Below are 11,803 nucleotides of genomic sequence, written 5' to 3' on the forward strand. Positions count from 1 at the left end.
CTGCGGCACGTCTTTCCACCGCCTTCCTACGCCTGCCGAGCTGATGTTGCTCCTCATGCCGTAATCCTCAGTTCAAATGCTTGCAGATGTTCTGGTGGTCCGGCATGTCCAGGCCGATGTCGAGGATCGGGGCGCTGTGCGTCAGCCATCCCATGGAGATGAGATCGACACCGGTCGCCGCAATCGCCGCCGCCGTTTTCGGCGTCACCCGACCGGAAGCCTCGGTGATCGTACGGCCACCCACTATAGAAACCGCGCGGGCAAGATCCTCGACCGACATATTGTCGAGCAGCACCGCGTCAACACCAATCGCGAGCGCTGCATCGAGCTGCTTCAGCGTGTCGACCTCAACCTCGACCTTCACCATATGCCCTGCGGCGGCGCGCGCCCGCTCTATTGCTGTGCGGATATCGCCGGCGATCGCGATGTGATTGTCCTTTATGAGCACGCCGTCATCGAGGCCGAAGCGGTGATTGGCACCGCCGCCGACGCGCACGGCGTATTTTTCCAATACCCGCAGGCCGGGCGTCGTCTTTCGCGTCGATACGATCCTCGCCTTGTGACCGCGCACGGCCTCAACCATCGCCGCTGTGGCAGTGGCAATGCCGCTCAGCCGGCACAAGAAATTGAGGGCAGTGCGTTCGGCCGTGAGCAGGCCTCGCGCGGGTCCGGACAATCTTGCAATGGTTTCCCCGGCCCCGACATCGCTGCCATCAGGGCGCCAGATCTGGATGTTGATCGCCGGTTCCACGAGCAGGAAGGCGTACGAGACCAGATCGAGCCCGGCAACGACGCCCGCCTGCCTCGATTTGAGCACCAACGTGGCAGTGCAATCATGCGGGATAACCGCATCGCTGGTCAGGTCGCCGCATCTGCCCAGGTCTTCGAGGAGCGCACCGCGCACAATCGGTTCGATCAGGGTCGCGGGGAGGGGGGAGAATGAAATCACATCAGGTGCTCCGTATGGTAGCCCGGCAATCGAGTGCGGCCGCGGCCCGCATTGCGCTGTGCAGTGTCAGCCGTGATGGGCGCGCGTCGGCATCGTGGAGCGGGAAATCGGACCGACAGTGCGCGCCTCGACTCTCTTCCCGCCCCAGGGCCGCCACGGCGATCATCAGTGAGACCAAAGCCGGACCAGAGGCAGCGACATTGTCAGCTGCGATCGGCAGCAGGGTCGCCACCGCTTCGCGCATTGCCTCGCCGTCGCGGATGATACCCAGGGCGGCGGAGACAATTGGGCGGACCGCGGAAGCGTCTGGTCGTGGAGGGACGAATGTGGAGCATCTGCGCGGTCGCCGGGTATACGACGTGCCGGCAACGCTTTCGGCAACCCAGCTCGCGGTGACCGCCGCTTCGGTGAGCGAGTTGCTGGCCAGGCGGTTGGCGCCGTGCAGGCCGGTACAGGCGACCTCACCGCAGGCCCACAATCCCTCGATGGAGCTGCGGCCGGCGCTGTCTACGGCGACGCCGCCCATGTGATAATGTGCCGCCGGGCGCACCGGGATCGGGTCGGTCGCGGGGTCGACCCCTGCGCTCCGGCACAATTCGGCGATGCCTGGAAAACGCTTGCCAAATCTCGGGCCGAGACTTTGCCGTGCATCCAGGAATACGCGGCGTCCAACGGCAAGCTGGTGCCAAATGGCGCGCGCGACGACGTCGCGAGGCGCAAGTTCACCGCCAGGTGTGTCAGCGAGGAAGCGCTCTCCTCGCTCATCGATGAGCACCGCGCCTTCGCCACGCACGGCTTCGCTCACCAGCGGCATCGGCCGGCGCGGACCGTCGAGCGCAGTTGGATGGAACTGTATGAATTCCAAGTCGGCGAGTTCCGCCCCCGCCCATGCGGCGAGCGCCAGCCCGTGACCCCATGAGCCAGCGGGGTTTGTCGTATCGCAAAACAGCCCGCCGACGCCGCCGGTCGCCAGCACCGCGCGACGCGTGGGCAGAGCGAGCGCGCCGGCTCGTCCTGCGGCGACCACGGCGATGACCGACCCGTCCTGCACGACCAGCCGGCGGACCTCCACATTTTCGATAGTGGTGATCGAGGCTGTACGCCGAACCGCGGCGATGAGCACGCGCACCAACTCGCGACCGGTGGCGTCGCCGGCTGCATGCACAATCCGCCGTCGCGAGTGTGCCGCCTCGAGCCCAAGTCGCAACGCGCGGTCAGGGTGCTGGTCGAAGGCGACGCCGAACCTTTGGATCGTCCTAATCGCTTCGGGTGCAGCTCGGACCACTCGCCGCACCGTGGCCTCGTCGCAGAGTCCGTCGCCGGCAGCTATCGTGTCGCAAAGGTGAAAATCCGGGCCGTCGTCGCCGCCGAGACTTGCCGCAAGACCGCCCTGGGCAAGCTCACTGCAGGCTCCGGTTCCAAGCGGCGCGTTGGTCAAAAGCACGACCGGTTCCGGCGCCAGATGAAGCGCCGTCATCAGGCCGGCAATGCCGCCGCCGATGACGACCGGCGCCCCGGCGATGTCGCGAACCTCCAGGCTCATAGGGAAAGCATGCGCTCGACCGCGCGGCGGGCGGGGCCGGCAATTTCCGGATCAATCCGGACCTCATGCCGGTTCTGCTCGAGCGCGGCGCGAATGTTGGCCAGGTTGATGCGCTTCATGTGCGGGCACAGGTTGCATGGGCGAACGAACTCGACGTCGGGATGCGCGACCGCGACGTTGTCGCTCATCGAACATTCGGTCAGAAGGACGACACGCGTCGGTTTCTCCCGCTCGACATAATCCGACATCGCTGCGGTCGAGCCGGAGAACTCCGCCTCCGCGACAACGTCTGGTGGGCATTCTGGATGGGCCAGCACGATGACGCCTGGATGGGCATCGCGCAGTTCCCGAATGTCTGCTGCGGTGAAGCGCTCATGCACCTCGCAATGGCCTTTCCAGGCGATGATCTCGACGTCTGTATCGGCTGCCACGTTCCTCGCCAGATATTCGTCCGGCAGCATCAGCACACGCGCCACGCCAAGCGATTCCACCACCGCCTTCGCGTTGCCGGACGTGCAGCAGATGTCGGACTCCGCTTTTACGGCGGCCGATGTGTTGACGTAAGTAACAACGGGGACCCCCGGATACCGCAGCCGCATTAACCGCACGTCGTCTGCCGTGATCGATTCGGCCAGCGAGCAGCCGGCGCTGAGATCCGGGATGAGCACGGTCTTGTTCGGATTGAGCAGTTTTGCCGTCTCGGCCATGAAATGAACGCCGGCAACCACGATGATGTCGGCGTCGACCGTCACCGCCTTGTGGGCCAACGCCAGGCTGTCGCCGACGATGTCTGCCACGCAATGAAAAATTTCGGGCGTCTGGTAATTGTGCGCCAGCACCACCGCATTGCGCTCACGCTTCAGCGCTAAGATGGCTTCAATATCGCCGGCGAACGCGAGCCATTCAACGGGAGGGATCACCCGCCGGACACGCTCATACAGGGACGCAGCCATAGGTAACGCCCCAGCCATTGACGCCTCGATTATATTCGGTTTGACAATAAGGGAATATGTCTACCTTGACTATAAGTATGTCAAGCCCGCGCCAGCGGTAATTTTGTCCCGGCGATAGCCCTGTCGTCGAGAACGGCATGGCGGAAGCGATAAAGCTTCGCCGGTCGGCCGCCCGTGTCGAGGGAGGTCTCCCCAGTCTCCTCAACAAGATCCTGCTGCTCGACCAGTCTCCGGAAGTTGGGCTTGTTGATGAGCCTGCCAGCCAGAGCTTCCACGGTTCGCTGCAGTTGCAGCAGCGTGAAGGAAGGCCGCATAAGCTCGAACACGACCGGCCGGTATTTGATCTTCGAACGCAGCCGCGCAATCCCGGTTGCCAGAATGCGACGGTGGTCAGCGACCATTGGTTTGCCAGCCGCGGCCGCAATCGCGTCCCTGCCGCCACCGGCCTCTTCAATCAGAGCAGCTTCATAGAGCAACTCGTAGCGTTGGAGCGTGAGTTCCTCGTTCCAATGGCGGTCGTCGAAGCCGAAGGCTATCGCAGCGCGCTGCCGGCGCTCGCGTTGAGTGGTCGGCTCGCTGGCGCTGCCGGCCCACTCAATCAGGCGGGGCCGCAATCTATCGAGCAGCACAGGCGGCGTGCCGAAGCGGTGGTCCTCCCAGGGAAAATATTCGTACCAACTTTGCCAGCCGCACGCGGTCAAGTTCGTTGCCTGTTCCTTCCTGGTCAATGCGAGATAGCTGATTGAGATGACGCGCTGGTGGCGCTCAGTGCCGATGCGATCGCGATCGGCGAAGGTGTAGAGTTGCTCGATGTATCCCAGTGCATGGCCAGTCTGCTGCTCCACCCACCCCCTCAAACCCGACTGCAGCGATCGATGCTCAAGCGCAAAAGGTCCAGAAGGGAGGGTGTCCGCATGACCGACGGTGAGGACACAGGGCTCACTGTCGTTAACGGCGACCACGACGGCAGTCAGGTCCACTTTGGCTTCGTCAGCTTTGACGGCGGCTTTGCCTTTCTTGGTTCTTCTTGTCTGAGGATCCATGTTTGCGAAAGTGGGTTGGCCCAACGGAGCGCCTTAATCGATTGAATGTACCCTTGGCAGCCAGCACGTCAACACCGTACTACTCAAGCACTGTTTTTAGCTCTTCGCAGTCGCACAAAAATATGCCAAACGCGACCCCGCTGTTGGTAACGTAAGGGAAGGGGGCGTCGGTTGAGCGCGGCTGGTGAGATAAAAGGGATTAACCCTCCAGATATTCGAAGCGAAAAGGCCAAACGCCACTTGTATGCTTGACGGCCTACACCACGCCGGTCGCGAGGCTACTCGATCGCCACTGCGACATCGTTCTTGTCGGCGACAGCGTCGGCATGGTGCTGCACGGCCTGTCGTCGACGCTGGGCGTCACGCTCGACATGATGATCATGCACGGACAGGCCGTTCGCCGCGGCCTTGAACACGCGCTGATGGTCGTCGACCTGCCCTTCGGTTCCTACGAGGAAAGCCCAGAGCACGCTTTCGGCAACGCTGCGCGCGTGATGGGTGAGACCGGTTGTTCAGCGGTGAAGCTCGAGGGCGGCGAGACCATCGCGGAAACCATCCGCTTCCTTACCGCGCGCGGCGTACCTGTCATGGCCCATGTGGGGCTGACGCCGCAGGCGGTAAACACGTTCGGAGGCTATCGTGTGCAGGGCCGGGGAGCCGATGCAGAGCGGATCAGGCGCGACGCCAGGGCGGTAACCGAGGCGGGCGCCTTCTCCTTGGTGCTCGAAAAGATACCGGAGCAGCTTGCACGGCAGATAACCGCCGATATCGACATACCCACCATCGGCATCGGTGCCTCGCCAGCTTGCGACGGCCAGATTCTGGTGAGCGACGATATGCTCGGGCTCTTCACCTCATTTCGGCCGAAGTTCGTCAAACGCTATGCCGAGCTCGGTGAGCAGGCTGAGGCGGCAATCGCCGCTTACGCCACCGATGTGCGGAACCGGCACTTTCCGGCGGTCGAACATCTCTATGTCAACGCCTTGAAGGCCGGAGACTTCACATGAGCGTGCCGATCGCTCGAACCGTGAGCGAGCTGCGCGCCGTCGTTGCGCAATGGCGTCGCTCGGGTGCCACGATCGGTATTGTGCCGACCATGGGAGCCTTGCACGACGGGCATCTGAGCCTTGTGCGGAAGGCGCTTGAAAGGGCCGAGCGGGTGATCGTGACGCTGTTCGTAAACCCCAAGCAGTTCAACAGCCCCGCCGACCTGATTGCCTATCCTCGGACGGAAAGCGAAGATGCTGCCAAGCTCGCGCCGCTGGGCACGCATCTGCTCTATGTGCCGGACGCAGAGGAAATGTACCCGGCGGGCTTCGCCACGGTCGTTTCAGTGTCCGGCATCAGCGAATGCCTGTGCGGCGCATTCCGGCCCGGCCATTTCAATGGCGTGGCGACGGTCGTGGCCAAGCTCTTCCTGCAGGCCGGCGCTGACTTCGCCTTTTTTGGCGAAAAGGATTTTCAGCAACTTCAGCTTGTCAGGCGCTTGGTCCGGGACCTCGACATTCCGATCACTATTGTGCCCTGTCCGACAGTCCGCGAAGCCGATGGTCTTGCGCTATCGTCGCGTAACGTGCGGCTCTCCCCAGCCCAACGCGCCATTGCCCCAAAACTAGCATCGGTCCTGCTCGATACGGCCGAGCGGCTTGCACGCGGCTCTCCCATCCTGCCTACGCTTGATGAAGCGCGTGCAACAATTCTGGCTGCCGGCTATCGCGAGCTCGAATACCTGGAGCTTCGCGGAGAAACAGACCTGCAATCGTTAGCAAGCCTTGACCGACCGGCACGCTTGCTTGCTGCGGCTTGGCTTGGCGACACGCGGCTCATCGATAACGTCGCAATATCACCCATCGGTAGTTGGTCAGGTGCGCGGAGCTCTCTCCAATCGGAAGCAGCACAGCAATTGCGGTGATGACGGCGGCGCGTCGTACGCCCTGCAGGGACAGGCCATCATTTAGAACCACGTCTCCGCCCGGCTTCCAGCAACCTCCGCGAGGTACGCAAAGCGCAGATGCATCGCGTATTTGAAACCTTGGTCGAGCAACTCTCTGCAAGCGTCGATGCCGTCGATCTCCATGAGGCAATGGCGTCCGCCGCAGCCGGGTTCGACTTTCCGTTCTTCGCTTATTTCACCTACCCATCCGCTTCCGGCGACACGCCGCGATTGATCTCGAATTATCCATCATCATGGACATCACATTACCTGCAACTGCGCTACCACAGCGTGGATCCCGTGATCCTGCGGGGACTGCGAGGCTGGGATACCTTCGACTGGGGTGTGGACCGCGATCACCGTTATTTGCCGACCTCGCAGCAGGAAGTCCTGGAAAAAGCAGCTGAGTTCGGCATTCGCGGCGGACTGACCATGTCGATGCATGATCATCGCGGCCGGTTCGCCGCACTGACCTTCGCCTCCAACGAGGCGCATCCGCCACTTTTGAGGTCGCTGACGCGCTACGAAAAAGCAATGCAGTTGGTTGCGATCAACGTTATATCCATGCCCGGCGCAGGCTCGCCGAAGATTGCGTGGTAGATGGCATAACGCTCACCCCGCGGGAGTTCGAGTGCCTGAAATGGGCGGCGTGCGGCAAGTCGGCCTGGGATATCAGCCAGATTCTCGGTGTCTCGAAACGCACCGTGACCTTCCATCAGGAAAACGCCAAGGCGAAGCTTGGCGTGCGAACCATCAACCAGGCCATAGTGCGGATGGCTGCTCGGGCGAGATCCTGATCCTCTCCAAGGCTAGCTGTAAAGGTCTACAGGCTGCATTCATGACGGCTTTGCCCTTCGATTGCGTGGACACATCCCGCACGGAGACGACAATGATGCAGCTGATAACACCCGACTGCTACGCCGAGTTCGCGAGCGAACTCAGGGAAATGCACGGGCTTAGGTATCGGGTTTTCAAGAAGCGGCTCGATTGGGAAGTGCAGACCGAAGGCGAAATGGAAACGGACCCGTTTGACAGCCTGAACCCCGTCTACCTACTTCTCAAGGGGTCCGATTGGCGAACTTGCGGCTGCGTCCGCCTTTTGCCGACCACCGGACCGACTATGTTGCGCGATACGTTTCCGGCGCTGCTGGATGAGATGGTGGTCCCTGCGAGTGCCGATATCTGGGAGAGTAGTCGTTTCGCGCTCGATCTCCCTGCGACAGCGCCGAAGGCTGCTGGCGGCCTGGCACAAGCAACCTACGAGCTCTTCGCGGGCATCATCGAATTCGGCTTGGCCAACAATCTCTCCGGGATCGTAACGGTGACAGATACGCGCATCGAAAGGATCCTTCGTCTCGCGACCTGGCCGTTGTCACGTATCGGACAGCCCCAGCAGGTCGGCAACACCGAGGCAGTCGCCGGCTTCCTCGAGATTTCCTACGCCAGTCTCTTGCGCATCCGCTGGAGGGGACGCCTGAACGGGCCGGTGTTGTGGCAACCAGTTCTCATCCAATCGGCATAGCGCCTGCGGATGCTCAGCCGTGACCTGGGTTAAGTCTGCTCACGGCCGCCACCGCCCGCCGTCAAGCTGAGCGGACCCGGCCCCACGAGCATTCGACTGTTCCGGTCGATCGACTCGCGCGGCCGGACTTCGGATTTCCGTAGGCGCAACCCGCAGTCCAGCGTGAGCACGCCAAAATGGCGCCCGTCCGCTTGGAAAGAAGCCAATGTGGCTTCTGAGGTCGCCTTGGAATATTGGACCGGCCGCCGTGAGCGATCCCAACCTCAAACCTTTGCCGGTATGCCGGTTTGGCCGGACCGTCGGCCAGTCGGAGCAGTCCCCCGATAAGGACCCGAGCTGACGCGCGATCCAACAGCGCCCAAGCCTATGCTATGTGCATTACCGTTCGGTTGGCCATATCGTCCAAGACCGCATGAAGAAGGCTTCCAACCTCCTGCGCAGCGAACTCTGGCGCAATTCCTACATCGGACAATTGAATGAGCATTTTCTTGGCAGCACAGCGCCAGAACGCACTCGCCGCCTCGCCGTTCTTGGTCTCGAGGGCCTGGGCGATACTTTCGACCAATGTGCGTCGCCGATGCAGCGGAAATACGCAAATGTTTGAGTGATGCATCAATCACCTCACAGTTTCAGTTCCACAAAGAAAACACCGGCGTCTTCAAAAGCGCCGCGCTAGCGCGGTGACGGTTCGCGGCGACATGACGAGTTCCACTTCCCCTCGACAAGCCATTGGGCGATGAGCCGCCGGACCGCACATCCGGACCGCACATAAGGTGAACCACCATTGCTGATCCGGCTGCGTTTCCTGTGCCGTTCCGCGACGAGGCGTTCCAGCCCGAATTGACGTCCAATGACTTGATTTCTGAAAGGGCAGGGCGGCACGAATCACCCGACTGTTCCGCCGCTTACATTCCTGCGAGCTTGTGTATGAATGATTAAAGCGTGCCCGAGCCGTTCTTGGTGGCCGCAGAAGGGAATCATGCCATCCGCGCCTATCGTAAGGCCGCGCGACTTCTGGCATGGCTGCACTGCCCCGACAGGGCTTTGCAATCGCGCGTTTCCAACCCTATGCTTTGGCATCGGCCGTCAGTTACTTCGGATGCAGCCGACAGTAAGAGGTACGCGCTCTTGCCCGCATGGGAGAGAGCCTTGCCCGAATCCCTTTTTCGCAACCCGGTGCTGAAATCCCTTTCGCCGGAGGACTTCGCGCTGTTGCGACCATCGCTGCATCGCGTCGAACTGGACATCAAGGCTCAGTTGCTGATCGCGCATCAGCCGATCAGGAATGGATATTTTCCCGAGAGGGGCATCGCCTCGGTGGTCGCCACCATGACCGGCGGACGGCAATGTGAAGTCGGCATTATCGGATATGACGGGATGACAGGAATTGCCCTCATTCTCGGACAGGACAGCTCTTCCAACGAGACCTATATCCAGGTCGCAGGCAATGGCTGGCGCCTGCCGGTTGAAATCATTCGTCCTGCGGTTGCGGAAAGCCCGTCGCTGCGCACGTCAGTGCTGGACTATGCCCACGCGTTCCTTGTCCAGTCGTCCCGGACGGCACTGGTCAATGGCCACTCCAAAATCGAGGAACGGCTGGCCCGCTGGTTGCTGATGATCCATGACCGCTCTGACGGAGACAAGATCTACCTGACGCATGAATTTCTGGCGACCATGCTCGGCGCCCGCCGTCCCGGGGTCACCACGGCCCTGCAAATGCTTGAATATCGAGGACTTGTCCGTGCCAAGCGCGGCGAGGTCACGATTATCGACCGCGTCGGATTGATGGAACTCACGCATGGCGCTTACGGCGAGGAGGAGCAACGTTATTTCGGCCTGGCCACCGCTGCCTGATTGTCCGGTATCGGACATAGGCTTGAAGGCTGCCGAACTCCCGTCCTAGATCGTGTCAGTCAGAGTTTCAGGGAGGCGGGTGAAAAAGCCGCCGAAGCCTATGTTCTGTCCAGAGGCAAGGCCCGGTTCCTCTCCACCGCCCAGGCGATCCGCGCCATTCGAACGCTTATGCCGGCGTGCAAAGCGACCGATCGCGAGTTGAGGAATTGGTGGCGGCGACGTCCATCGTTCACGGTGTGCCCGTCGCCTTCGACGCAAAAACAGCCGAGGGAGTAGAACCACGGCTGCATTCCTAGGAGGGCATGCCGCGCCGTCCAGACTGTCAGATCGGGCATTCGTCAGATGGTTGTCCGCTAACTTAACTGGCAGAGTCTACAGGACGTGTCCAGCATTGCGAACTCACCGATCGCTTGGCGGCCAAAGCTGCCGGCAAGCGATCGCCTCATCCAGCCGTCTGCACCATCTCATCACAGACATCATCGGTGATGCTACCTGCCCAGCATATGTCCAGCATTTCGCAGGGCGGCCAGAAGGAGCCTCGCATAGCCTGTGACATCGATCTGGGCCTGCATGGACAGGGGCATGCTGGTCCAGTTCTCCAATGGTGCAATGAAAGGTGAGAAGGTGCCATTGACAAGGCAACAGCAGCTAACAAGGCCCTCTCGGTCCAATGCCACCACACCGATCTTGTCGCCTGGATATCCAATGGCTGCGACTCGCTGGACCTCCAGGTCACCGTCAACCCGCACGTCGAAAAGAAGGCTACCACGGCTCCTCGTGGCTATCTCAGCCGCCTTCTCATCAAAGCTTGAAGAGAGCAAGCGGACGCTTTCCACCGCCATCTGGAAAATCACCAAATCCAGTTCATTCACGGCCATATGGGCAATTGCGCGCAATGGGTGGTGATTGCAATGACACACACTGCTTGTTCACAGATGTCGGTCACGAACGATCATTCGTCGGGTTCCGGTTCCGACCAACGGTGTGGCCACCTGATCGTGCTGCGGTTCGAACATTCCTAACGCGAGCCGAGCGCTGTTGATGAGGATGGAGTCTAGGTCTCGGGCCCTGCCTCGCGGCTTGCTCATCCTTGGCAGACCCCTTGCAACGCCGCCGCGATGGCGCAAACGCCAGATGACGCTGATCCATCGCTTAATCGTGAACTGAGCTTCTGAACACCCTTGGTGGGACAGCAGGGTGGAAGGGCTTGACCAACGCTGCCGCCGTTTTCGAAGAGGGCCCGTCCTCGATTGAATCTTTGGAGCCCCGTGCGGCGCGCAGGAAAATGTTGACCATCTGGACGCAGGTCCCAGACCCCAAGGCAAACAGAGAACCTTCCAGCCAGCCAAGCTGCGCCGAAGCAAAGAGCGACCTTTGGAATTCCCAAGAACGGACCCTTCCATAGTTGACTGGCAACCGCAGCGCGAGTGCGGGAGAGCGAACAAGCACTTCGTGAGAGGTCCTGCGCGTTTTCCCCTCTTTGCTATTTGGCACATCGCTTGCGCCGAAGTGGGCGCAGCGTTCGACCGGAGCACTGCATGGGAGAAGGAGGAGCCCCACCCCGATCCGGTCAAGGAGAGAAACGGTGTTGGTTCCACAAGTCCCCATAGCGAACGCAGCGGCCCGCAAGCGCCATTTTGCCCGGGCCTACGTGCAGGTGCTTGCCGCCATAATCCTGGGTGCTGCAATCGGCTATTTCCATTTGGAGACCGGCCAGAGCCTGAAGCCGCTCGGCGATGCCTTCGTCGATGTCGTCAAGATAATCACCGTACCTGTCATCTTCCTGACAATAGCGACCGGCATTGCCGGCATGAGCGATCTGCAGAAGGTCGGCCGAGTTGCCGCCAAGGCGATGGTTTATTTCCTCACCTTCTCGACACTTGCACTCGTTGTCGGACTGATTGTCGCGAATATCGTTCAGCCTGGCGCCGGCCTCAACATCGATCCGGCCTCGCTCGATGTCCAAGCCGTTAAGGGCTATGTGGCCACGGCTCACGAGCAGTCCG

The 11,803-nt window shown here is 61.2% G+C and carries 12 protein-coding genes and 1 pseudogene; 7 read left to right on the top strand and 6 right to left on the bottom strand.

Annotated features, from left to right (window positions below; all coding sequences use genetic code 11):
* Nucleotides 1-67: 67 nt before the first annotated feature.
* The 4 genes from nadC to EN738_RS06295 form a co-directional block, all read right to left on the bottom strand.
* The gene (nadC, locus tag EN738_RS06280; RefSeq protein ID WP_029354890.1) at nucleotides 68-946 is read right to left on the bottom strand and encodes a carboxylating nicotinate-nucleotide diphosphorylase; all 879 of its coding nucleotides are present in this window, start codon (nucleotides 944-946) and stop codon (nucleotides 68-70) included.
* A 4-nt stretch (nucleotides 947-950) separates the two neighbouring features.
* Entirely contained in the window at nucleotides 951-2,492 is a 1,542-nt protein-coding gene (locus EN738_RS06285; protein ID WP_029354892.1) for an L-aspartate oxidase, read from the bottom strand.
* A complete protein-coding gene (nadA, locus tag EN738_RS06290) occupies nucleotides 2,489-3,463 on the bottom strand; it encodes a quinolinate synthase NadA (RefSeq protein ID WP_029354894.1) in 975 nt (324 codons plus the stop codon). The genes EN738_RS06285 and nadA overlap by 4 nt, the downstream gene beginning before the upstream one ends.
* 62 nt (nucleotides 3,464-3,525) lie before the next feature.
* Nucleotides 3,526-4,488 carry a hypothetical protein gene (locus EN738_RS06295; RefSeq protein ID WP_095521262.1) on the bottom strand — a complete coding sequence of 321 codons (963 nt, stop codon included), beginning with the start codon at nucleotides 4,486-4,488 and terminating at the stop codon, nucleotides 3,526-3,528.
* 171 nt (nucleotides 4,489-4,659) lie between these two features.
* Here EN738_RS06295 and panB point away from each other — a divergent pair.
* The 5 genes and pseudogenes from panB (at nucleotide 4,660) to EN738_RS06315 (ending at nucleotide 7,943) form a co-directional block, all read left to right on the top strand.
* Nucleotides 4,660-5,495, top strand: a pseudogene (panB, locus tag EN738_RS06300) (3-methyl-2-oxobutanoate hydroxymethyltransferase).
* Nucleotides 5,492-6,400 (top strand): pantoate--beta-alanine ligase, encoded by a 909-nt coding sequence (gene panC / locus EN738_RS06305; protein WP_091595811.1) that lies wholly within the window; start codon nucleotides 5,492-5,494, stop codon nucleotides 6,398-6,400. Before panB ends, panC begins: the two are co-directional and overlap by 4 nt.
* Nucleotides 6,401-6,499: 99 nt before the next feature.
* Nucleotides 6,500-7,021: an autoinducer binding domain-containing protein gene (locus EN738_RS06310; RefSeq protein ID WP_329609618.1), complete on the top strand. Its 522-nt coding sequence runs from the start codon at nucleotides 6,500-6,502 to the stop codon at nucleotides 7,019-7,021.
* Nucleotides 7,015-7,218 (top strand): helix-turn-helix transcriptional regulator, encoded by a 204-nt coding sequence (locus EN738_RS36875; RefSeq protein WP_287324222.1) that lies wholly within the window; start codon nucleotides 7,015-7,017, stop codon nucleotides 7,216-7,218. The genes EN738_RS06310 and EN738_RS36875 overlap by 7 nt, the downstream gene beginning before the upstream one ends.
* 92 nt (nucleotides 7,219-7,310) lie before the next feature.
* Nucleotides 7,311-7,943, top strand: a complete 633-nt coding sequence (locus EN738_RS06315; protein ID WP_095486082.1) for an acyl-homoserine-lactone synthase — start codon at nucleotides 7,311-7,313, stop codon at nucleotides 7,941-7,943.
* A 364-nt stretch (nucleotides 7,944-8,307) separates the two neighbouring features.
* Here EN738_RS06315 and EN738_RS36125 read toward each other — a convergent pair whose 3' ends face one another.
* Nucleotides 8,308-8,556 carry a DUF6074 family protein gene (locus tag EN738_RS36125; protein WP_095486077.1) on the bottom strand — a complete coding sequence of 83 codons (249 nt, stop codon included), beginning with the start codon at nucleotides 8,554-8,556 and terminating at the stop codon, nucleotides 8,308-8,310.
* 536 nt (nucleotides 8,557-9,092) lie between these two features.
* Between EN738_RS36125 and EN738_RS06325 the strand changes: the two genes are divergently transcribed.
* Nucleotides 9,093-9,797, top strand: coding sequence for a Crp/Fnr family transcriptional regulator (locus tag EN738_RS06325; RefSeq protein WP_095521264.1), 705 nt, complete (start codon nucleotides 9,093-9,095; stop codon nucleotides 9,795-9,797).
* Nucleotides 9,798-10,285: 488 nt separating this feature from the next.
* Here the strand turns inward: EN738_RS06325 and EN738_RS06335 are convergent, their stop codons facing one another.
* The gene (locus tag EN738_RS06335; protein WP_029354905.1) at nucleotides 10,286-10,675 is read right to left on the bottom strand and encodes a hypothetical protein; all 390 of its coding nucleotides are present in this window, start codon (nucleotides 10,673-10,675) and stop codon (nucleotides 10,286-10,288) included.
* A 707-nt stretch (nucleotides 10,676-11,382) separates the two neighbouring features.
* Here EN738_RS06335 and EN738_RS06340 point away from each other — a divergent pair.
* Nucleotides 11,383-11,803 (top strand): cation:dicarboxylase symporter family transporter (locus EN738_RS06340; RefSeq protein ID WP_127282949.1); only part of this gene is annotated, 421 nt, incomplete at its 3' end.

Origin of the sequence: Mesorhizobium sp. M4B.F.Ca.ET.017.02.2.1, from assembly GCF_003998955.1 — a bacterium.
Classification (GTDB): Bacteria; Pseudomonadota; Alphaproteobacteria; order Rhizobiales; family Rhizobiaceae; genus Mesorhizobium; species Mesorhizobium abyssinicae.